Here is a 21,558-nt window from a genome sequence, read left to right on the forward strand (position 1 = left end):
CACCTTGCCTTCCGCCGAGGTCAGCGGCTTGCCGTCGACGACGAGGCCGATGTCGGCTGTCGTGCCGCCGATGTCGTTGGAGATCAGGTTCTTCTCACCGCACAGCTCCCCCACCATCTGCGCGGCGACGACGCCAGCCGCCGGCCCCGAGCGCAGCAGGCTGACCGGTCGCTCGACGGCGGTGCGCGCGGCCGCGATGCCGCCGCGCGACTGCATGATCTCGAGCCTCGCCGGTACGCCCGTCTCCGTGAGCTTGCCTTCCAGGGCATCGATGTAATTGGCGACCTTCGGGCGGACATAGGCGTCGAAAGTCGTCACCAGTGTTCGCTCGTATTCGCGAAAGGTGGGGTCGATGGCCGAGGACAGTGAAACCGGCAGATGCGGATACATCTCGTTGATGATCGCCCTCGTCCGCAATTCATGGGCGGGATGAAGGAAAGAGAACAGGTAACAGACCGATATGACTTCGGCGCCCTGGCTTTCAACCAGCTCGCGCACGGCGGCGCGCACGCCCTGCTCATCGAGCGGCTTGAGGACCGAGCCATCGGCCGCGATGCGTTCGCGAATGCCGATGCGCCGCCGCCGTGGCGCGAGAAAGCCCGGCGTCTCGGCATCGATGAAGAGGTTATAGAGCTCGGAGCGCTTCTGACGCCCGATGACCAGCACATCCTCGAAGCCCTCGGTGGTGAGAAGTCCGGTCACCGCGCCTTTCTGTTCCACGACCGCATTGGTGGCGACGGTGGTGCCGTGGATGAAACGCGTGACATTGGCGGGGGTGAGAGCTGTTCCACCGAGCAGGCGCGTCATGCCGTCGACAACACCGAGGGAGGGGTTGGCAGGCGTGCTGGGGACCTTGATCAGGGTCATCTCGCCGCCGTCCGTCATGCCCACGACATCGGTGAAGGTTCCGCCGACGTCGATCGCTATCGAAAGGGTGGTGTCCATCTGTCGTGTCATTTCCAGTTTTTATGCGGACGTTCGGATCGGAATGTCAGCCGAGGTACGCACGGATGGTGTCTTCATCCTTGAGAAGGTCGATGCCCGGGCCCTCGGCCACGACCGTCCCGGTCCTGAGCACATAGGCGTAATGGGCAACATTGAGAGCCATGAAGGCGTTCTGTTCGATGAGCAGCACCGAGGTGCCGCCCGCATTGATGGCGCGGATCGCTTCGAACATCGTTTGAACGAGGATGGGCGCCAGCCCGAGGGACGGTTCGTCGAGAAGGAGGATGTCCGGCGCGGCCATCATGGCCCGGCCGATGGCCAGCATCTGCTGTTCGCCGCCGGACAGGGTACCGGCCGTCTGCGTCCGCCGTTCCTTGAGCCGGGGAAAGATGGTGAAGATGCGCTCCAGGGTCTCGGCGGCCTGCGTGAGCTGTCCCCGCCCATAGGCGCCGAGACGCAGGTTTTCCATGACCGAGAGGCCGGCAAAGACGCGCCGCCCCTCGGGACATTGCACGATGCCCTGCCGCGCCACTTGGAAGGCCGGCATACCGGTGAGGGACGTCCCACGATAGACCACCTCTCCGCGCGCTGGCGCGAGCTCGCCGGAGATGGCGCGCACGATCGTGCTCTTGCCCGCCCCATTGGCGCCGACGATCGAGACGATATGGCCCTGGGGAATGGCGAGAGACACACCGCGCACGGCGACGATGGGCCCGTAGGAGACGTGAAGATCGCGCGTTTCAAGCAACATCGCTAGACCACTCCCGATCCGAGATAGGCGCTGATGACGAGCGGATTACTGCGCACCTCGTCCGGCGTGCCTTCCGCGATCTTGCGTCCCTGGTCCATGACGATGATGCGGTCCGAGATCTCCATCACCAGGCTCATATGATGCTCGACCATGAGCACCGTCTTTCCGAGCTCGTCCCGCAGGCGGCGGATCAACGCGTTCAGGTCCTCGATTTCCGGCGGCGTCATGCCGGCGGCGGGCTCGTCCAGCAGAAGGATCCTGGGGTTGGTCGCGAGCGCGCGGGCGATCTCGACCCGCCGCTGATCCCCGTAGGGGAGGTTGCGCACCAGCTGGTCCGCCACGGGCCCAAGTTCGAGCAATGCGATGAGGCGGTCGGCCTCCGCCGCCAGCTGCTTCTCCTCCGCGCGCACGCGCCCGCCGTGGCACAGGATTTCGAGGAAGGAGGCACGCGCCTGCCGGGTCATGCCCACGAGGACATTCTCGCGCGCGGTGAGGTTGGCGAACACCCGCAGGTTCTGGAACGTGCGGCCTATGCCGGCCGCGGCGATGCGATGCAGGGGCAGCCCCACAAGGCTCGTCCCGTCGAAAGAAATCGCGCCTCCCGATGGCGGATAGATGCAGGTGATCAGATTGAACGCGGTGGTCTTGCCGGCGCCATTGGGGCCGATGATGCTGACGATCTCCCCATCATTGACGTGAAAGCTCAAGCCATCGACCGCGGTAAGCCCGCCAAAGCGGCGGCTCAGATCGGTGACCGCAAGGAGGGCGTTTTCCATCAACCGACCTCCTTCACGACCGCGCCGCGCGCCACAGGTGCCTTGCGCGTCGGCGCGTCATGACGCCGGCCGAGCAGGCCCTGCGGCCTGAACAGAATGATGAGGACCATGATCAGTCCGTAGATCGCGAGCCTGTACTCGGAGGCAAAGCGAAGGAGTTCGGGAAGCGCAGCGAGAACGGCCCCTCCGAAGATGGCGCCGGGCACGCTGCCAAGGCCTCCCAGCACCACCATGGCGAGGTACGAGATGGAGACAACGGGGGTGAAGCTGTCCGGGCTGATGAAGCTGATGTAATGCGCCCAGAATGCGCCGGCAGCGCCTGCGATTGCCGCCGAAACAATGAACACTTTCGCCTTCACGACGCGCGGATCGACACCCACGCTCGCCATTCCCAATTCATCGTCGCGCATGGCGCGCAGCGCGCGGCCGAACGGTGAATTGAGCAGCGCCAGGACGACAAAGGTCGAGATGACCAGGATGGCCAGTATAAGGTAGTAAAAGCCGACGCCACGCAACTCGCTTCCAAAGAAGCTTGGGGCGGGAATGGCGCGAATACCCATCGGCCCGCGTGTGAGATCGATCCAGTTCAGCATGACCATCCAGACGACGCCGGACAATCCGAACGTTCCCATCGCGACGTAGTGGCCGCGCAGGCGCATCATCGGCCAGGCGAACACCGCGCCGAACAGTCCGGTGGCCGCAATGGCAAGGCCCATGCTGATCCACGTCGGCACACCGTAGCGCGTGCTCAGGATGGCGGTGGCATAGGCGCCGAAGCCATAAAACGCCGCATGCCCGAGGGAGACCAGTCCGGCGAAGCCGGCGATGAGATTGAGGCTGAGCGCGATCGTTCCGGACATCGCCATGATGGTGAGAACGCGCAGGTAGTAGGCGTCCGTGATGACCAGCGGCAAGGCGGCCGCGACCACGATGGGCAGCACCAGAAAGGGTTGCCGCAGATCGAGCTTCGGTACGGGGGGAAGCGGAAAAATGCTGAGGTTCGTCCGCTCGACCTTGTCGAGCCCACGCCGGCCGAGCAATCCCGTCGGCTTGACGACCAGGACCGCGACGAGAAGCCCGAAGGCGATGGCGTCACGCCAGGCTGAGGAGAGATAGACGCTCGTGACGGATTCCGCGATCCCGAGCAGCAGGCCGCCGACGATGGCACCCGCGATCTGTTCCATCCCGCCGAGCACGGAGGCCGCGAAGGCCTTCGTCATGCTGAGCGAGCCCATGGTGGGATAAATCGAATTGTAGAGCGCCGCGCCGAGAACACCTGCCGCGCCGCCCATGGCCGATGCGATGCAGAAGGACACCACGATCAGGCGATCGACATCGATGCCGAGGAGTTGCGCGGCGCGCCTGTCCTCTGCGACGGCCCGGACCGCCGTGCCGAAATCCGTATGGTGCAGGACGTAGTGAAGGCAGGCGATCGCCCCGACGACGACAGCGAGCGTCACCACTTCCCATGTGCTGACCGTGATCGTGCCGAGCTGGAAGACGTCCGCGGTGAGGGTCGGAGACAGCGGCTGCGTCTGTGGACCAAAAATGAAATGGGCGAGGTTCTCGATGATGAGCCCGAGGCCCATGGTGGTGATCAGCGACATCAGCAACGGCTGGTCCCTGAGGGGGCGCACGGCGATGCGCTCGACGATCCAGCCGACAACGAAAGCCGCGACGATGCCGCCCGCAAACGCAAGCACAACGGGGGCGCCGGCGCTCACCATGAGGACCATCGCGATGTAAGCCGCGACCGTGTAAGAAGCGCCCTGGCCGAAATTGATAATATTCAGAACGCCGAATACAAGGGATACGCCAATCGCGCCCAGCGCATAGGTCCCTCCTACCGTCAATCCGTTGGTGATTACCTGCAATAAGAGATCCATCGAGTGCTATCTCTCTCGTCGACTGGCTGGTTGTCACACGGTGTAGTCTGGGTGCCGGATATGGCAAGCCGGAAGCAGTCGCGTCGATGCGATCATCTTGAGCTTCGCATCGGGCGCGTAATTAATGTAACGAAAGACATGCCGCTGTAAGGGGCCGACGATATACTCGTAATTTAACGATAAAATGCCGAATCAGAAGCGGCCGAAGCTTCTATTCTTGGCTTCTGGATACGGCAAACGCACCGGATTTTTTGGGTCCGGCCGAACAACAAAAGAAACTCGTCCCCGTCCAACGCTCATTTACTAGCAGATCATCGGATACTGCAGTCTATCTTGAGGTGTTGCGACTGTCGCAACAGTGTTGCGTCTTCAATAAATCTAAACTACAGCTAAAATGAATGTCAACGTAACTTTGGCGCTGCCAGGCAAAAAAGAGAGGCATCAATGGAGGGCAGCTTGGATCGAATGAGCGCGGAGACGCAGGGCGGGTTCCAGAGCATCGCGGCGGTTGATCACGCCCTGGCCGTGTTGAAAACGCTCGCCACGAGCGCAGAGCCGCTGGGCGTCAACGAATTGGCCCGGCGGATCGGCCTGCACAAGAGCACGGTCTCCCGCCTTCTCAGGACCCTCGAGAATCATCATTTCATTCAGCGCGACGCCACCCATGGGCGGATCAGCCTTGGGCTGGGGGTCGTGGCGCTCGCCGGGCCGATGCTCGGCGCCATGGATGTCATCGCCATTGGCCGACCTGTGCTGGAACGTATCGCCAATACGACGGGCGAAACGGTGAGCCTTGCCCTTTGGAATGGGAAGGAGGCCGTCATGGTGGAGCAGGTCCTTGGGACGCGAACCGTGGTGCACTATACATGGCGTGGCAAGGCGGTGCCTGCCCACTCCACCGCTGTCGGAAAGATCTTCCTGTCGTTTCTGCCCGACAGTGAGGTGCGGCCCATCCTGGCGGCGCCTCTCGAGAGGTTCACGGAGTTCACCATTGTGGATCCCGACAAGATGGCGGCCGAGATCGCCCGGATCCGGCAAACCGGTTACGCGCTCAATGTCGAAGAGAACGAACTCGAATCCTGCGGCGTCGCGTCTGCGGCCTATGATTTCAACGGCAAGGTCGCGACGGTTCTCAACATCGCTATTCCCAAGTACCGTTTTGATGGGGAGCAGCAACTGCGGCTGGCGGAAATCGTCGTCGAGGGCGCGCGGGAGTTATCCGGGAAGCTCGGCTACGGAAATCGCGCGCGCTGACGAGGGCTGCCCGCCTCGCCCACGAGGCTTGAGGCCGCGCGACGCCTTTGCTACGAGAATGCCGGCAGGCAGGGCATCAGGCGTCGGTCTGCTGGAAGAGGAAGACGATGACGGCGAAAAGCGATATATCCAGCCTTATCCAGCATTTCGGGGTCGGCGCGCGGGCGAGCATTGCCGTCACCCACAATGGCGTTGGATATTTCGCGGTAACGCCCCAGGCGCCTTATGACGGAACCCTGCCCGCGGCGGATCAGGCCCGCCAGCTGTTCGCGAAGGCCGACAGCCGACTGGCTGAGATCGGCAGCGGCAAGGACAAGCTCTTGTTCGTTGCCATCATTGTCGCCGACATGAATGACAAGGATGCGGTGAACGCCGTATGGGACGCGTGGGTCTCCGACGTCACGCCACCGGCCCGCGCCTGTTTCGAGGCAAGATTGGCGAGCCCCGATCTCAAGGTCGAGATGATCATGCTCTGCGCCGCGGACCAGGGCGCCGCCTGAGACGGACACTATCGTCCCGATGATCTCCGCGACGAGCGCGGCGTGAATGTACCTGGAGAATGCGACCGGGAATTCCCGGCCCCCGCCTGTTCTCTACACCCCGAGCTCGCGGGCGACGTGCTGCAGCAGTGCGAGTGTGCGCTGCATATCGACAGGCTGCTCTCCCACCCGCTGGATATAGGGACAGGTCAGTATCGCAATCGCGTGCCCCTCCGCTGAGAGGATGGGCACGCTGATGTCGCTCACGCCGAAGATCTGCCGGCTCTTGTCGATGCGATGGCCCGCCTTGTGATAGTCGGTCAGCAGCGGTTCGAGCTGACGCAGGGTCTTTTCCTTGTCAGTACCCCTCCAGTGCGCAACAAGCTCGGATCGGGACTGGTCATCCTGATAGGCAAGGAAAAGCTGCCCGGAACTGGTCGCCAGCAGATCGATCGGGGTGCCGACGCGGACGGTGAAAACCCAGTCACCCGACGCTGCCGCGTTCGCCACGACGACGGCGGCATCGCGCTCGCGCACCACGAGATGGCATGACTGGCCGGCCTCAAGGGCGAAAGCATCCATCATGGGGGCGGCACGGGACGTAAGGCGTCGCAGTGGCGGATGGTGCTGGCCAAGCACGAAGAGTTTCATGCTCAACGCAAACCGATCCCCCTCCGCCGATCGGTACACATATCCACGCGCCACCAGCCGCTCGAGCATCCGGTAGATTTCACTCGCGCCGCGGCCTAGCTCCTTGACGATTTCCGCCCGGGTCAACGCGTCGGAGCGCGATGCCAGCAATTCCAGAATATCGAGGCCCTTGTCGAGCGCGGGCGCGCGATAGAGCTCCTCACGGCTCATCGACTTGGTCAAATCGTCAGTAGCGCTTGTCAATCCACGATCCCCCCTGTGCGCCGCGCGGCGCGGTCTTTTATTGACATATGAATATAATGTTCATATTTGATCCGTCAACGACGACGATGCGTGATTGCTAGGGAGGCGGTACTGTGCACCTGGGCGAGAAGCGCGTTTTTCATCGCACCGCTGTCTGTCCGGCTGCGAGCGATGATGGTCGGGAGCCTTGTTTTGCGTGGGTGATCGGCGCGCCCGGCGCCGCATCGGAGAACTCGACATGACCAGGATCGTCGACATCGAGGTGATTGATCTTCGCTTTCCGACCTCCCAGCATCTCGACGGGTCGGATGCCATGAACCCCGATCCGGACTATTCGGCGGCTTACGTTATTCTGAAGACGGACCAGCCTGATCTCCAGGGACACGGACTGACCTTCACGATCGGCCGGGGCAACGAGATTTGCTGCGCGGCCATCAAGGCCATGGAGCATCTCGTCGTTGGGTTGTCGCTTGAGGAGGTGCGCGCGGATCTCGGCGCTTTCTGGCGTCACATCACCTCCGACAGCCAGCTGCGCTGGATCGGCCCGGATAAGGGTGCCATCCATCTCGCAACGGGCGCTGTGGTCAACGCCGTATGGGACCTGCTCGCCAAGATGGCGGGTAAGCCCGTTTGGCGCCTTGTCAGCGATATGACCCCGGAAGAATTCGTCCGGGCGATCGACTTTCGCTACCTCGCCGATTGCATCACACCCGACGAAGCCCTGGCCATGCTTCGCGAGAAGGAAGCTGGCAAGGCGGAACGGATCGCTATTCTGGAGCGTGAAGGCTACCCTTGCTACACCACCTCGGCGGGTTGGCTGGGTTATGACGACGAGAAGCTGCGACGGTTGTGCCAGGAGGCCGTCGACAAGGGCTTCAACCATGTGAAGCTGAAGGTCGGGCGGGACATTGAAGATGACAAGCGCCGCCTGCGCATCGCGCGGGAGGTCATCGGGCCGGACCGGCAGCTGATGATCGATGCCAACCAGGTCTGGGAGGTTGGCGAGGCTATCGAACATGTCCGCCAGCTGGCTTTTGCCGAGCCCTGGTTCATCGAGGAGCCGACGAGCCCCGACGATATTGAGGGCCACCGGAAAATTCGCGAGGGTGTCGAGCCGGTCAAGGTGGCGACTGGCGAGATGTGCCAGAATCGCATCATGTTCAAGCAGTTCATCATGCGCGGCGCGATCGACGTCGTGCAGATCGACTCGTGCCGCCTCGGCGGGGTCAACGAGATCCTGGCCGTTCTGCTCATGGCCGCCAAATATGGCCTGCCCGTTTGTCCGCACGCGGGCGGTGTCGGCTTGTGTGAATACGTCCAGCACCTGTCGATGATCGACTTCGTCTGCGTCTCCGGCACCCGCGAGGGGCGGGTGATTGAATATGTCGATCACCTGCATGAGCATTTCAAGGATCCGTGTGTCGTGCGCAATGCGGCCTATATGCCGCCGACGGCACCCGGGTTTTCAATCGAGATGAAGCCTGCAAGCCTGAAGGACTATCGTTTTGGAGCCTGACGGCTCCCGCCAGATACATTTCTGACCTTCGAGCCATATCAATTCCCCCGTTGCAAGACATCGCGGCAAGACATCGCGCGTGATCGGCATGGACCGGTCAAGCAGAGCTGTCGAGGGCCGTAGGAAATACTCAAGGGAGCTTCCCATGAAGCATGTCGCACCCCCCAAGGGCAGCGCCAAAGCACCGGCAGGCGCCACAAAGATCCGCTATGTCATCTTGACGCTGTGTTTCTTTGGGCTCGTCATCAACTATCTCGACAGGGCCAACATGAGCGTGGCCTTGCCCTATATCGACGCCGAGCTCCAGCTCAATCTCACCAATACGGAAAAGGGCCTCATCCTCGGGGCGTTCTTCTGGGCCTATGACGGCATGATGCTGTTCGCGGGCTGGTTCACGGACAAGGTCGGATCGCGCCGGGCCTTCACGCTCGCGGCCATCTGGTGGTCTATCTTCACCGCTTTGACGCCGCTCGCCAAGAGCTTCTGGGGATTCTTCGCCTTCCGCTTCATGCTGGGCGCCGGTGAGGCACCGGCCTATCCCAGCGCCACGAAGGCGGCTTCGCGCTGGTTTCCGGTGGGTGAACGCGCATTCTCGACGGCGGTGATCGACTCCGGCTCGCGCGTCGGCACGGTTCTGTCGCTGCCGATCGTGACGAGCCTGATCGCCCTGACCACCTGGCACTATTCGTTCGTCGTGTTGGGCGTGGTTGGTCTCATCTGGGCGGGCGTCTGGTATTGGTATTATCGCGATCCCACCGAGCATACCTCGGCCAATGATCTCGAGCGCCAGTATATCGCTGAGAACGGCAGCCGTAGCGAGGCGAGCGACAACAGTGAGGCCGCGAAGATCCCGTGGTCCCAGCTGTTCCGCTATCGCACGGTTTGGGGGATGATGTTGGGCTTCTTCTGCCTGAATTTCGTTATCTACTTCTTCCTGACTTGGTTCCCCGATTATCTCAAGACCGCCCGGGGGCTCAACCTGACGCAGCTCGGCACCCTCGGTATGCTGCCCGGCCTCGCCGCGGTCGTGACGGCCTGGGCTGCCGGGGCTTATGCCGACAGGCTCATCCGCGGTGGTGCCAACGTCACCGTTGTGCGCAAGGTCGTGATGGTGGGTGGGCTTCTCGGTGGGGCGGCCATCCTGCCGGCCGCATTTGCATCAACCGTCTATATGGCGCTGTTCTTCCTCGCCATTTCCTACAGCAGCCTGGCCGTCGCCGCGACAGGCATCTGGTCTTTGCCAGCCGATGTGGCGCCAAGCTCGAACCATGTCGCCTCGATCGGTGGAATCCAGAACTTCGCGTCGAATATCGCCGGCATCGTCAGCCCGTTCATGTTCGGCTTCCTGCTCGACAAGTTCCATGGCGACTACACGCCGTCCTTCGCGGTGGCGGCGGGCTTCGCGGTTCTCGGGGCGTTCTCCTACGCCTTCATCGTCGGCCGGGCTGAGCCTTTGCCGCTCTTGACCAGCAAGGCTGGTCGTTAAGGAACGAAAAGGCCTCTCAAGGGCCTGCAAGGCCACCGACTTGCATGGGAAGGGCCAGCGAGAGGAATGGCCGCGCCTAGGCTGAAGGGCACTTGAGGCGATCTGAAATCCGCGCGCCGTGTCACAGTTTTGTGGCGCGGCGCGATGCGCTGCGGGACTTAGCTTCAAGGCGATGACGCACCTGACGATCTCATCACCTAACGCAGACACTTTCCGCTTCAGCTCTTGCGAGGGCGCCGTGTCGACGCGCTCGCTGCGTCTTGTTCCTCACGGGCCAAAAGGGCCTTCTCCATGTTGGCGCGTGAGGCTTGGATATGCCGGCGCATCAGCATTTCAGCCAGATCCGCGTCGCGATCAGCAATCGCGGCCGCGATACGCTGGTGTTCGATAAAGGCGCGCTGTGCCCGGCCGCTGACGACAGCATGCTGATAGCGGTAGAGGCGGATCAACTGATAATATTCATCGCACAAGAGATGAAAAAGGCTCGCGCTCCGGCTGTAGCGCACGATCGCGAAATGGAAGTCCTCGTCGGCGCCATTCTGAACATAGCCCCCCGAGCCCCGATTGAGCTGCGCTTCATGCGCCTCAAGCATCGCATAGAGTTCATCCACCTGTGCGTCGGTGATCCGCCCAGCCGCCTCGCGTGCCGCCAGTCCCTCGAGAACTTCGCGGATGGCGAAAGTCTCGCTCATCATATCTTGGGTAATGATGACAACGCGCGCGCCGAGGCGCGGTGAGCGGGTCACGAGGCGTCGCTCCTCCAGCCGCCTGATGGCCTCGCGAAGCGGCCCGCGGCTGACGCCGAGCCGACGTGACAAATCAGGCTCGCTCAGTTTCGCGCCAGGTTTAATCTCCCCCCGCACGATGGCGTCACTGATTTGCCTGAAAGCACGATCGGACAATGTTTGCTCGTCGCCGGCCGCGCCTTCCGAAAAAGTGCTGTCCACGGTGTCATCCATGCCGGGAACTTAGGGGAACGCCATCGAGATGTCGACAAGCCAAGGGTCAAGCCTTGCGATGCATAATTGTCGACAGAATTATATCTGAATCATCAGAATTTTCAGGGCATGGCTAATCAGGTCAATTTTTGTTGACAAAATACCAGCGGTCCAGAAAATGATCTGGAATGGTGATCGGGTACTGGCGACAAGCGCATGACGCATCTTGAACGTGGGAAAAGACTTCGCGTAGCCGTGGAGGAACGCCGGGCGTTGCTCGCTCCGGGCGCAGCCAACGCCTTGACGGCAAGGATCGCGGAGGATCTCGGATACGAGACGGTCTATATCACCGGCGCCGGCATCGCTAATACGGGTTATGGCGTTCCCGATATCGGTCTGACCACCGTAACGGAGGTCGCCAATACAGTGGCGGCGATTTCCGACTGCTGTGATCTGCCGCTCATCGTTGATGCCGATACCGGCTTCGGCAATCCCTTGAACATGATCAGGACCGTCCGTCTGCTCGAGCGCGCCGGTGCGAATGCGTTGCAGATCGAGGACCAACAGTTTCCCAAACGCTGCGGACACTTCGCCGGCAAGTCCGTGATCTCGCGCGCCGAGATGTGCGAGAAGGTCAAGGCGGCAGTTGACAGTCGCTCCACAGAGGATCTTCTGATCATCGCGAGAACGGACGCCTGTGCCATTGAAGGTCTCGACGCGGCGCTTGACCGCGCCGCAGCCTATATCGAGGCAGGGGCCGATATTACATTCGTCGAGGCCCCGACAAGCGAGGCCCAACTGCGGGAGATCGTCAAGCGCCTGGCAGCCCCGCAGGTCATCAATCTGGTGATCGGCGGCAAGACACCGCTTCTTTCCCAAACTGTGTTGAGGGAAATCGGTTTTTCCCTGGTTCTCTACGCCAACGCGGCGTTGCAGGCGTCTATTGTCGCCATTCGCGATGTCCTGTCGGGAATTCGCGCCGAGGGCGGTGCAGAGACGGTGCTCCATCGGTTGGCGACGTTCGAGGATCGGCAAAACGTGGTGCGCAAATCTTACTGGGACGGTCTTGAAAGGCGCTATGTCGACGAGCCCGGCGCTCCAGGTTGAGTGCTGAAGCGCTGTCCACCATTCTGGAGCATCTGAACGCAAGGCGGTCGGAACTCAATCACGCTGGTCAGCGTCCACGATCTGACGTTGGATGACTGTCCGCAAGCCGTCGATCTTATGATAAACTCATCGTGGCGGTTGAACCAACGATGCGTGATAAGCCATGTTGGAAACTGACAGGGTGTTCGCGGGCTCGATTCCGGAAAATTATGACCGGTATATGGTGCCGTTGATTTTCGAGCCCTATGCGGCCGACATGGCGCGACGCGCGGCATCTCTCTCACCATCCGCGGTCCTGGAAACCGCCGCGGGTAGCGGCGTCGTCACCCGGGCGTTGGCTCCGAGACTGCCATCGGCTGCGCGCTATGTCGTGACCGATCTCAACCAGCCGATGCTAGACTATGCCGCCTCGCAGCAAGCGCCGGACGCGCGCGTCAAATGGCGCTGCGCGGATGCGTTGGCTCTGCCATTTGACGATGCCGCCTTCGATCTCGTGTGTTGTCAATTCGGCGCGATGTTCTTTCCCGATCGTCTGTCTGCTTACCGTGAAGCAAGGCGCGTGTTGAAGCCCGGGGGATGCTTCTTGCTCAGCGTATGGGATCGCATAGAGGAGAATGTTTTTGCGGACGACGTGACGAATGCTCTCGCCAAGATTTTTCCTGACGATCCGCCGCGCTTTCTGGCCCGAACGCCCCATGGCTATCACGACACGGACTTGATCCGAGATGAGCTGGGGAGGGCAGGCTTTTCCCATGTGACTGTCGAGACGAGATCTGAACAAAGCCGTGCGTCTTCGTCGCGTATTCCCGCCGTGGCTTACTGCCAGGGAACTCTGCTTCGCAACGAGATAGAGGCCCGAGAACCAGGCAAGCTAGACCATACAACCGATTACGTCGAAGCCGCGATCGCAGACAAGCATGGCCGTGGCGCAGTCGCCGCCAAAATGCAGGCGCATGTCATCACGGCGATTTCCTGAATATTCCGGGATCCTATCCCTGGTCGTGATGTTTCTCCAGCCTCCGCAGCTGTGGGCGACGTGCGGTGACGCGAGATCGAAGGTCATGCGCTGGCTTGGCGGAACTGCCCCGTGTAGACACCGGGTACTTTGCTAAGCTCAGGCGTCCAACAGATGATCCCGCTGGATATAACGTCATGTGATCAGACATGGCCGGGGAAGGCCAGCGCATCTTCCGCGCGCCACGCCACCGAGACCCGATCACCGGGCGCGGGGATGCCGCCTGCAGCGGTGTTGTTCAGCACCGTCGCGCGCAGGGTGAGCCCGAGGGCGGACAGGGTGATCTGAAACCGATCGCCGATGAGCGCGGTATGTTCCACGGTGCCCGGCAGCCCTGCCGCGTCGCGCCCGAGGCGGATGTTCTCCGGTCGTACCATGAGCGTGGCGGGGCCAGGGGACAGATGCGACTGGGACAGAGGAAAATCACGTGTTGCCTCGACGAGATGAAACATCGATCCGGCGGAGGTCGGCCTGGTCTCACCATGGAGCCTGTTGGTCTCGCCAACGAAATCGGCCACGAATGGTGTCGCCGGCTGGTTGTAGAGGTCGAGCGGCCTGCCGATCTGTTCGATCCGCCCGGCATTCATCACGGCAATGCGATCCGACATCGTCATCGCCTCCGCCTGATCATGCGTGACGAGAATCGTCGTGACGCCAAGTCTTTTCTGTAGACTGCGTATCTCGATCTGGACGGACGCCCTGAGCTTGGCGTCCAGCGCCGCGAGAGGTTCATCGAGCAGCAGGATCGTCGGTTCCACGACGATGGCGCGTGCCAGCGCCACACGTTGCTGCTGGCCACCTGAGAGTTGCGCCGGCCGCCTTTCGGCGAAGGTCGTCATCTGGACGAGATCCAGGGCGTGGGCAACGCGCCTGGCAACCACAGCTTTGTCGAGGCGCCGCATCTTGAGGCCGAAGGCGACATTTTGCGCGACGCTCATGTGGGGAAAGAGCGCGTAGCTTTGGAAGACCACGCTGATGTCCCGCTTCCAGGGCGCCGTTTCCACGAGTGAGCGATCGTCAACGCGGATGTCACCGCGATCCGCGTTGATAAGGCCCGCGATACACCGCAACAGGGTCGTCTTGCCGCAACCTGAGGGACCGAGCAGGGCGATGAATTCGCCGGGCGCCGCGTCGAGATTGATGTCACGCAGCGCGGGGGCGCCATCGTAGGATTTGGCGACATCCCGGATCGCGATGCGCCCACGCGTCGGGCGGGGGGCGGGTTCAGCCATTGCGGCGCTGTTCCTGGTTGCTCGGCAGGGTGAGGTTGCGCAGTCCATAGGTGTATTCGAGCGCGATAAGCCCGATGATGACAATGATCATCTTGACCACGGAAATCGCCGCGACGGCGGGATCGTAGTTGTTGACGAGATAGCCGAGTATCGCGACCGGAAGTGTCATCGACCGCGCGTTGGACAGCAGCAGCGAAATCGCGACTTCGTCAAAGGAAATCAGGAAGGCAAACATTCCTCCCGCGAACAGCGCGGGTCGGAGCATCGGCAATGTCACATGCCAGAAGGTCGCGAGCGGCGGCGCGCCGAGGGTGTAGGAGGCCTCCTCGATCCGAGGGTCTGTGCTCGCATAGACGGCCACGATCGTGCGCAGGAGATAGGGGATGGTGATCACGACATGGCCGATCACGAGGCCCGTGAAGGTGTTTCCGAGGCCGATGGCGCTGAGGTAGAACAGCAAGGCTATCGCCAGGATGAGCGCCGGCATGCTGAGCGGCGACAGGAGAAAGGTCTGGATCGCCGTCGAGAAGCGAAAGGGATGCCGGACGAGGGCGATGGCGGCGGGTACCGCGACAATCGCGGCAAACACGGTCGCCATCAACCCGAGCACGACGCTGTTCCACATGGGCCGCATGAAGGCGGGGTCGGCCAGAACCTGCTCAAACCACCGTAGCGAGAAGCCGGGGGGCGGGAAGGATACGAAGCTTGCGGATGAAAAGGCGACGACGAAGACGATCGCCTGCGGCGCCATGATGAACAGGGCGGCGAGGACGACATAGATCCTCAAGCCTTTGCCGAGTTTCTCGACCTGCCTCATCGGCCAGCCCTCGACCCGGCGAGACGCAACTGCGCTGCGATCACGATGATAGCGGTGATGAGCAGGATATTGCCGAGGGCGGCCGCAAACGGCCAGTCCGACGCAAGGTTGAGTTGCTGATAGATGAGCAGCGGGAGAACCATCGTTGCATTGCTGCCCATGAGCATCACGGTCACGAAACTGCCCATGCTCAACGCGAAGACCAGCAGCATACCTGTCATGACGCCCTGGGCGCTGAGAGGTAGGACAACATGCATAAAACTTCTGAAAGGGGAGGCGCCAAGGGTCGTCGCGGCTTCCTCCAGCGCGCCGTCAATGCCTTCGAGCGTGCTGGCGATGGACAGTACCATGAACGGGAGGAGGACGTGGACCAGCGCCAGCCAGATCGCGAACCAGCCGCTGCCGATATTGACCGTATCGAGGTTGAGCGCCTTGAGGATCGCATTGATGACGCCACTGCGCCCCAGGATGATCATCCACCCAAAAGTGCGGACCACGACATTGATGAGAAGCGGTGTAACGATCATGAAGATCAAGAGGCTTTTCGTGCGCCCCGACGACCGCGCGATGGCGAGAGCCAGGGGATAGCCCAGCACGAGCGTGGCCAAGGTGACCGCTATGCTCAGCGCGATCGTGACCCCGAGAACACCGAGATAATAGGTGTCGCCGAGCGCGCGCGCATATTGGTAGATCCCAAGGCCGTCCGGCGTCTCAAGACTGCGTCCGGTGTTGAGCGCGAGCGGCCCGACAAAGAACGCAAGAAGAAAAACGACAGCCGGCAGGGATAGAAGGAGGCCGGGTGCAACACCCGGCCTCGCGCGAGCCGCTTCGGTCATCACAGCATGCTACCGCCAGCGGTTGCCATGTCAGCGGATTTCCTTGTTCCAGCGATCAATCCACGCCGGGATCTTGTCGATGAACGATTTGAACTCTGGCTGGCGCACTTTCTCGAGTGGTGTTAGCTGGGCCTTCAGGGCGTCGGGATAGACGACCTTTGAATTGACGACAGGATAGATGATGGTTTCGGCATGACCCAGCTGTGCCTTGGGCGAGAGCACACAGTCGATATACGTCCAGGCTGACTCAGGCGCGTTCTTGACTTTCGCCAACATGGCGGCGGACTGGAACGCGCCAGGTTCCGGAATATAGGCGCCGGCCCATTTGTTCTCATTGGCAAACGAATAGGCGCGCCCATCCCAGTAAACGAGCAGGTCTATCTCCTTCGCCGCGAACATGTTCATGGCGTCGACCGGCGATGTCCAGAACTTAGCCACATGCGGCGCCATCGCCTTGTACTTCTCAAAGACGACATTCTCGTCGCCGCCGTAAAGGGTGCTGAGGAACCAGGTGAACATCGGTCCCCAAGCCATCGTGACCGCCGGGAAAGACACCCGATCGCCGAACTTGCCGGCGATGACATCGTCAATCAGAGTCTTCCAGTCGGCGGGCGGCGTGGGGATCTTGTCCTTGTTGTACAGGACGATCATCGCCCCGAAGTTCTGAATAGTGGCGAAGTCGTCCCATTGTTCACGGAAAATCTGCGGGACATCCTTGAGATTTGGCGCTTTGGCGGGGTCAAGCTTGTCAAGCAGCCCTTCGCGGCCGGCCCGAATGGCATCGATCTCGCTGAGCAGCGCCACATGGATCGGGGGATTCTTCGGATTCGCCCTGATCTTGCTCATGACATCGCTCGAATTGAGCACCAGGATCTCCGGCGACTGCCCGGTTTTTTCCTTGTAACAAGCCGCGAAATTCTTCTTCGCCGACTCCAGCCAGACACCGCCCGAGGCAACCACCACGAGAGGCTCCTGCGCCTTCACCGGCGCTGGCGCCAGCATACTCAGTCCCACTGCTCCCAAGCCCAGGGCGATTGCCGCAAGCCTTGCAAATCCGACCATTCCCCATGCTCCCTTGTCTCGCGATACCAGACCGTGCACCGGCGTCGCAACGCGAGGGATCGGTACAGAGGCAGGCTCAACTTGACGCTAGACTGCTCATCTTGTACCAAATCTGTCAACCAGTTGCTGCAGATGAAACAATCACAGGGTTGATGCAATAATGAGCAGTCTGGAAAGCGCCATCCGGATTCTGCAATCTCTGTCCGTCCAGAAGCCGACCCTTCGGGTATCGGATGCGGCTGCCGAGCTGGATATCCCTAAAAGCACTGTTTCCCGGCTCCTGAAAACGTTGAGCGAAGGCGGGATTCTGGAGCGGCAGGATGGCGGCAGGGAATATAGTGTAGGCCCGCTGTTACTCCAACTTGGCGGGCTTTATGTCTCGACGCATAGCGTGCTCGATCTTGTCGACCGCTCGCTGTCGCGCCTGGTCGAGACATTCGGTTTCACGGCCTATGCTGGTATCCTGGATGGCGCGGATGTTGTCGTCCTTCGTCAATGGCAAGGCAGCCATCCGCTTCGCCTTGTCCTCGATGTCGGCTCGCGCCTCCCCGCGGAGCAGACGGCGCTGGGGCTCGCCTTGCTCTCGAACTGCGAGGACGCTGTTGTCGCCGAGCGTCTGGGACCGTCCGTCGTCCATCCGGTGACAGGAGAGGCGATACCACTCGCGGATACATTGGTGGACGTGAGGCGCTGCCGGGAGGCGGGATGGATCGAGGTGGCCTGCGCGACGGCGCCGGGGATCACGTCGATCGGCGCGGTCATCAAGGCACGCAATGCTAGCCAGCCGGATATCAGCATGTCCGTGTCATTTCCCGACCACGCGGCCGACGATGCGCTAAGATCTGCAATGGCTGCGGAAATCATAGGTGCTGCACGGGACATCACGGAGCTGTCCAGCATGCCGCTGCAGCTCAGTGGCCCGCGTAACCCTGGTGCGACGCGCGGCGCCCGTTGATCGCGCTACCTCAACAGAGAACGCATGATGAAGGCATTTCCCCCAAGCCGGAACAGTTTCAGCCGTATCTGCTTCATCGGCGATGCCTTCACGGTCGGTGCCGGTGATGAAACCGCGCTCGGTTGGACCGGCCGCCTCGTTGCGGGCGAGTGGGCGAGAAACCACGACATCTCGCTCTACAATCTCGGCATTCGCGGAAACTCCACCCGCATGATCGCCGAACGCTGGCGCCGTGAATGCGAGGCCAGGATTCCAGCCGCCGCGAACGGCCGGCTTGTCTTCATGTTTGGCGGCAACGACGCCAAGGAGGAAATAGGCAGAGGGATTGAAGTGCCGCTGGAGGAATCGGTGGACAATGCGCGCGCCATCCTCCGCGAAGCCTCGCAATGGCTCCCGACATTGTGGATCGGCCTCATTCCGATGAACGACACGCTGCCCTATCCGCAACTCCTGAGCGGCCCGCAGTATCGCTTCTCAAACGCGCGGCAGGCTGAATACAACGCCAGATATGCCGAGGTGGCCGCTGAAATCGGTGTACCGTTCTTGGATCTCCATACGCCGCTGATGGAAGATCCACGCTGGATGGCGCTCACCCAGGCGGGTGATGGCAGCAATCCCGCCGGAGAGGGCTACGCCTACGTGGCTGATATGATCGCGCAATGGCCGCATTGGCGTGCCTGGTTTGACAAGGCCTAGCGCCCCTGTCGCGACGGTTTGTGCGACTTGATCAGCGGTGATTGTAATGGCCCACAGTCCCAAGCTTCGCCGCGGCTGGAAGGACGCGCAACGACCTCAGTCAGGCGTGAGGCCTCCGGCACGCCAGGGCTTTCATAGATGTCTGTCAAAAGTGATGTTACTCACGAGCCAGAGAACCCGCGCGTCAGCTGAACTCGTATTGCGGATAGAATGGGGCGTTGTTCCCTCGAACTGGAAACTGTCCCCTTCGCTCAGCAGGCACGTTTCATCGCCGTACTGCAGAACAACTTCTCCCACCAATACCAAACCTGATTTTTCGGTGAGTGATACAAGCGGTGTTTCGCCCGTGGAGCCGCCCGGTGGGATGTGAAGTATCATCATGTCCAGGGAGCGCGAGGTCCCTGTCGAGATGAGCTCCTTGGTGAGAACACCGAGGTCGCAGAAGGGACGCCGATCCTTTCTGCGGATGAACTCTGGATCCTCCGCGCGTGCGGGCACCGTGGGAAATAGTGTCTGCTGTGTGACCCCCAGAGCCGATTGAATTTTCTGCATCGTCTTGAAGGACGGGTTCGCGATGCCGCGTTCGATCTGACTGAGAGTGCCAATCGAAACCCCGGCGGAATCAGAAAGCTGTTTCAGCGAAATGCCGAGGGCGACGCGTGTTCGGCGGATGCGACCGCCGACCGTCGTCCCGATCTCCATCGGCGTGTCCTCCATCTGCGTAACCTTGGGGCGCGGTTGCCTGCTAGGCTTCGTTAAACCCACGAGACGTCCTTCATACTTGGTCTCAAAGCCGGCGAGCGGCGAATTTACGATTGTCTGCGCCTGTCATAGGCCAAATAGGCGACCTTGTCGCCACTCGCCGCAGCTTGGTTCCCCTGGATGGGGTAAGCGAGGAGAATGCCATCCACGGGCGCGGTGATGGTCTCTGTTTCGTCGCCCCAGATGCCATGTAAAGATGCCAGGGCTTCACCTGCCTTGACCCGATCTCCGCATGTCCTCAGCAGGCGGCATAGTCCTCCCCGCTTTGCGGAAAGGACCTTATAGCTCAACCGCTCATCGAAATGTCCCGCAACGGAAACGGCCTCTGCCGCACCTTCCAGCATGGCGAGCGATTTCATCACGTTCTGAATGCCGACAACGCCGGTCGCGAGCGACACCGGATCTATGCGTCGGGAGAAGACGAACTCAGGCGTGATGGCGGGCTTTCCGCAGGACACGAAGTAACCCCTCGCCGTTCCCGCATGGTTGCTGCTCGCATAAATGATGGGGTACCCGAAGGCTTCCGCCATATCGATCGAGCGCTGGGTGATATCGGGATCTCCGTCCTCGCTGACGATCGTGAAATGCAGGGAGGGCGGATTGCAGGAGTGACAGTCGATGAGGTAGTCGGCACGATCCAGCAGTTCATGGGTGATGATGTGCGCGGCATGGCCCGTCAGGGTGGATCCCCTCGTTCCCGGGAAGACGCGGTTCATGTCCTGCGCATCGTGCGGTGTGAGCCGATGCGAGGCATGGAAGGCCCAAGGGTTGAGCAGTGGCGCGAGGACGACCGTGCCAGCCAGCGCCGTGGGGTCGAGCTTTTCTTGCAGGAGAACGCGCAGGATCTCGATCGTGACGATCTCGATACCATGCAACCCTCCCGCGACAAGGAGCGTCGGCCCGGGCCGACTTCCACAGACGACAGCAACGGGGATGGTGACCGGCCTTCCGTCCATCCCGTAGGCAATCGTGAGCTCGCCGGTTTCTGCCTTGCCAGCCGCGCATTCAATTGTGCCGAGCCTATACATTGAGCCTCCTCGGCTTCTCGGTTGTCCGGCACAGCCGGATGAGACTTCAGGCCTCAGCCCATCTCGATCGACTGAAGGGGGACGGCCTCGCCGACGATCTCACCCGCGTGCGTGGGGAAACAGTTGCAGCGCAGGGCCGCGACAAAGGCGTCGTCATGCGGAGATACAATCTCTTCGAGCGTATTCCCAAATAGATCGACGATCCGGCCCATCACCTGCCCCTTGGCGACGAAATCTCCCACCTTGCAGGCGGGGATGAACATGCCGCCTTCGCGGTTGTGCAGGAACGATCCATTCGAAACGATCCTGTAGCCATTCTGTCTTTCGGGCTCCCCGGAAAGTACTCCTACCGCCCGCAGAAAACTTTCGATCGCTTTGCGGAAATCGCGCAGATGCTCCGGCGTGACGGTGCCGCCGCCGCATTCAATTGTCACAGCTGGCACGCCTAGCCTCAAAGCTTCCGAAGTCACCGTGCTACCGAGCCCTTCACCCCCCTCAGCTCGCCAAATAACGTCGCATCCGACCAACTTGGCGAGCTCTCGCGAGCGTTCCACCGCCGCCGAGCCGTTATCCTTGTAGATCGCATAGAAAGGCACCTCCGCCCCGATGCCACCACTGTGCAAGTCAAGTATATAATCGGCGTGCTTTTGCAGATGTTCTCTGAGGACGGCCGCGAGTTGGAAGCTGTAGGATCCGCCCGTGCTTCCCGGGAAAACGCGGTTCAAGTTCTGCCCGTCTATATAAGAAAATCGCGAGCGGTGATTATACGAAGGTGGATTGGCGACAGGGACCGCGATGATGGTTCCGGAAATTTCCGCGGCATCGAGATCCCGCATGAAATTCATGATCGCCGCGGCACCGCCGTATTCGTCGCCGTGAATGCAGGCCTCGAGCCAGACGGTCGGACCAGGCTTGTGGCCCGACGCGATGGAGACGGGCAGGTTGATCTCGGAGGCATCCGCCATGCGTCCCACGCGCAGGAAGCCGCGCGCGACCATGCCGGGCTTGGCGCGAGCCGTGCCGATTTCAATCATCTTTGGACATCTCCTTATGATATGCGCGGCTTGCGCACAGTACTCCACGGTGTCGTTGAATATTTTCCGCCCGCGTCGCCTTCATCGCG

21 protein-coding genes are annotated in these 21,558 nt (G+C 61.4%); 8 read left to right on the forward strand and 13 right to left on the reverse strand.

The window, feature by feature from the left end; translation table 11 throughout:
- The 4 genes from KIO74_RS21100 to KIO74_RS21115 all read right to left on the reverse strand — a co-directional run.
- On the reverse strand, nt 1-945 hold a 945-nt coding region (locus KIO74_RS21100; protein WP_213336212.1), incomplete at its 3' end, for a hydantoinase/oxoprolinase N-terminal domain-containing protein.
- 46 nt (nt 946-991) lie between these two features.
- Nucleotides 992-1,696: an ABC transporter ATP-binding protein gene (locus KIO74_RS21105; protein WP_349629226.1), complete on the reverse strand. Its 705-nt coding sequence runs from the start codon at nt 1,694-1,696 to the stop codon at nt 992-994.
- A 2-nt stretch (nt 1,697-1,698) separates the two neighbouring features.
- Nucleotides 1,699-2,472 carry an ABC transporter ATP-binding protein gene (locus KIO74_RS21110; RefSeq protein ID WP_213336214.1) on the reverse strand — a complete coding sequence of 258 codons (774 nt, stop codon included), beginning with the start codon at nt 2,470-2,472 and terminating at the stop codon, nt 1,699-1,701.
- On the reverse strand, nt 2,472-4,358 hold the full coding sequence (locus tag KIO74_RS21115; protein WP_213336216.1) for an ABC transporter permease: 1,887 nt from the start codon (nt 4,356-4,358) through the stop codon (nt 2,472-2,474). Before KIO74_RS21115 ends, KIO74_RS21110 begins: the two co-directional genes overlap by 1 nt.
- Before the next feature lie 465 nt (nt 4,359-4,823).
- On the opposite strand from KIO74_RS21115, the gene KIO74_RS21120 reads away from it, so the two are divergent.
- A complete protein-coding gene (locus tag KIO74_RS21120) occupies nt 4,824-5,612 on the forward strand; it encodes an IclR family transcriptional regulator (RefSeq protein ID WP_249731523.1) in 789 nt (262 codons plus the stop codon).
- Between the two features lie 107 nt (nt 5,613-5,719).
- Nucleotides 5,720-6,112, forward strand: a complete 393-nt coding sequence (locus tag KIO74_RS21125; RefSeq protein ID WP_213336219.1) for a RidA family protein — start codon at nt 5,720-5,722, stop codon at nt 6,110-6,112.
- A 93-nt stretch (nt 6,113-6,205) separates the two neighbouring features.
- Here the strand turns inward: KIO74_RS21125 and KIO74_RS21130 are convergent, their stop codons facing one another.
- The gene (locus tag KIO74_RS21130; protein WP_249731421.1) at nt 6,206-6,985 is read right to left on the reverse strand and encodes an IclR family transcriptional regulator; all 780 of its coding nucleotides are present in this window, start codon (nt 6,983-6,985) and stop codon (nt 6,206-6,208) included.
- A 238-nt stretch (nt 6,986-7,223) separates the two neighbouring features.
- Between KIO74_RS21130 and KIO74_RS21135 the strand changes: the two genes are divergently transcribed.
- Entirely contained in the window at nt 7,224-8,501 is a 1,278-nt protein-coding gene (locus tag KIO74_RS21135; protein WP_213336221.1) for an L-fuconate dehydratase, read from the forward strand.
- Between the two features lie 145 nt (nt 8,502-8,646).
- Nucleotides 8,647-9,987, forward strand: a complete 1,341-nt coding sequence (locus KIO74_RS21140; RefSeq protein WP_213336223.1) for an MFS transporter — start codon at nt 8,647-8,649, stop codon at nt 9,985-9,987.
- A gap of 218 nt (nt 9,988-10,205) precedes the next feature.
- On the opposite strand, the gene KIO74_RS21145 is transcribed toward KIO74_RS21140, so the two are convergent.
- Nucleotides 10,206-10,934 carry a GntR family transcriptional regulator gene (locus tag KIO74_RS21145; protein ID WP_291978328.1) on the reverse strand — a complete coding sequence of 243 codons (729 nt, stop codon included), beginning with the start codon at nt 10,932-10,934 and terminating at the stop codon, nt 10,206-10,208.
- Between the two features lie 207 nt (nt 10,935-11,141).
- Between KIO74_RS21145 and KIO74_RS21150 the strand changes: the two genes are divergently transcribed.
- Together KIO74_RS21150 and KIO74_RS21155 are read left to right on the forward strand one after the other, a co-directional pair.
- Entirely contained in the window at nt 11,142-12,032 is an 891-nt protein-coding gene (locus tag KIO74_RS21150) for an isocitrate lyase/PEP mutase family protein (RefSeq protein ID WP_213336227.1), read from the forward strand.
- A 163-nt stretch (nt 12,033-12,195) separates the two neighbouring features.
- Entirely contained in the window at nt 12,196-13,008 is an 813-nt protein-coding gene (locus KIO74_RS21155; protein WP_213336230.1) for a class I SAM-dependent methyltransferase, read from the forward strand.
- A 182-nt stretch (nt 13,009-13,190) separates the two neighbouring features.
- On the opposite strand, the gene KIO74_RS21160 is transcribed toward KIO74_RS21155, so the two are convergent.
- The 4 genes from KIO74_RS21160 to KIO74_RS21175 are packed head-to-tail and all read right to left on the reverse strand — an operon-like array spanning nt 13,191 to nt 16,994.
- The gene (locus tag KIO74_RS21160) at nt 13,191-14,279 is read right to left on the reverse strand and encodes an ABC transporter ATP-binding protein (RefSeq protein WP_213336233.1); all 1,089 of its coding nucleotides are present in this window, start codon (nt 14,277-14,279) and stop codon (nt 13,191-13,193) included.
- Nucleotides 14,272-15,096 (reverse strand): ABC transporter permease, encoded by an 825-nt coding sequence (locus KIO74_RS21165; protein WP_213336236.1) that lies wholly within the window; start codon nt 15,094-15,096, stop codon nt 14,272-14,274. Before KIO74_RS21165 ends, KIO74_RS21160 begins: the two co-directional genes overlap by 8 nt.
- Complete coding sequence (locus tag KIO74_RS21170) at nt 15,093-15,932, reverse strand: ABC transporter permease (RefSeq protein ID WP_213336239.1); 840 nt, start codon at nt 15,930-15,932, stop codon at nt 15,093-15,095. Before KIO74_RS21170 ends, KIO74_RS21165 begins: the two co-directional genes overlap by 4 nt.
- A 30-nt stretch (nt 15,933-15,962) precedes the next feature.
- A complete protein-coding gene (locus tag KIO74_RS21175; protein WP_213336243.1) occupies nt 15,963-16,994 on the reverse strand; it encodes an extracellular solute-binding protein in 1,032 nt (343 codons plus the stop codon).
- 160 nt (nt 16,995-17,154) lie between these two features.
- Here KIO74_RS21175 and KIO74_RS21180 point away from each other — a divergent pair, with 160 nt between their 5' ends.
- Nucleotides 17,155-17,949: an IclR family transcriptional regulator gene (locus KIO74_RS21180; protein ID WP_213336246.1), complete on the forward strand. Its 795-nt coding sequence runs from the start codon at nt 17,155-17,157 to the stop codon at nt 17,947-17,949.
- A 27-nt stretch (nt 17,950-17,976) separates the two neighbouring features.
- Complete coding sequence (locus KIO74_RS21185) at nt 17,977-18,645, forward strand: GDSL-type esterase/lipase family protein (protein ID WP_213336249.1); 669 nt, start codon at nt 17,977-17,979, stop codon at nt 18,643-18,645.
- 132 nt (nt 18,646-18,777) lie between these two features.
- Here KIO74_RS21185 and KIO74_RS21190 read toward each other — a convergent pair whose 3' ends face one another.
- The 3 genes from KIO74_RS21190 to KIO74_RS21200 all read right to left on the reverse strand — a co-directional run bounded on the left by KIO74_RS21190 (nt 18,778) and on the right by KIO74_RS21200 (nt 21,469).
- Nucleotides 18,778-19,362: a helix-turn-helix domain-containing protein gene (locus KIO74_RS21190; RefSeq protein ID WP_213336252.1), complete on the reverse strand. Its 585-nt coding sequence runs from the start codon at nt 19,360-19,362 to the stop codon at nt 18,778-18,780.
- Nucleotides 19,363-19,454: 92 nt separating this feature from the next.
- Nucleotides 19,455-20,435: a succinylglutamate desuccinylase/aspartoacylase family protein gene (locus tag KIO74_RS21195; RefSeq protein WP_213336255.1), complete on the reverse strand. Its 981-nt coding sequence runs from the start codon at nt 20,433-20,435 to the stop codon at nt 19,455-19,457.
- A 53-nt stretch (nt 20,436-20,488) separates the two neighbouring features.
- Entirely contained in the window at nt 20,489-21,469 is a 981-nt protein-coding gene (locus KIO74_RS21200; RefSeq protein ID WP_213336258.1) for a succinylglutamate desuccinylase/aspartoacylase family protein, read from the reverse strand.
- Nucleotides 21,470-21,558 lie beyond the last annotated feature (89 nt).

This window comes from Chelatococcus sp. HY11 (genome assembly GCF_018398335.1).
Classification (GTDB): domain Bacteria; phylum Pseudomonadota; class Alphaproteobacteria; order Rhizobiales; family Beijerinckiaceae; genus Chelatococcus.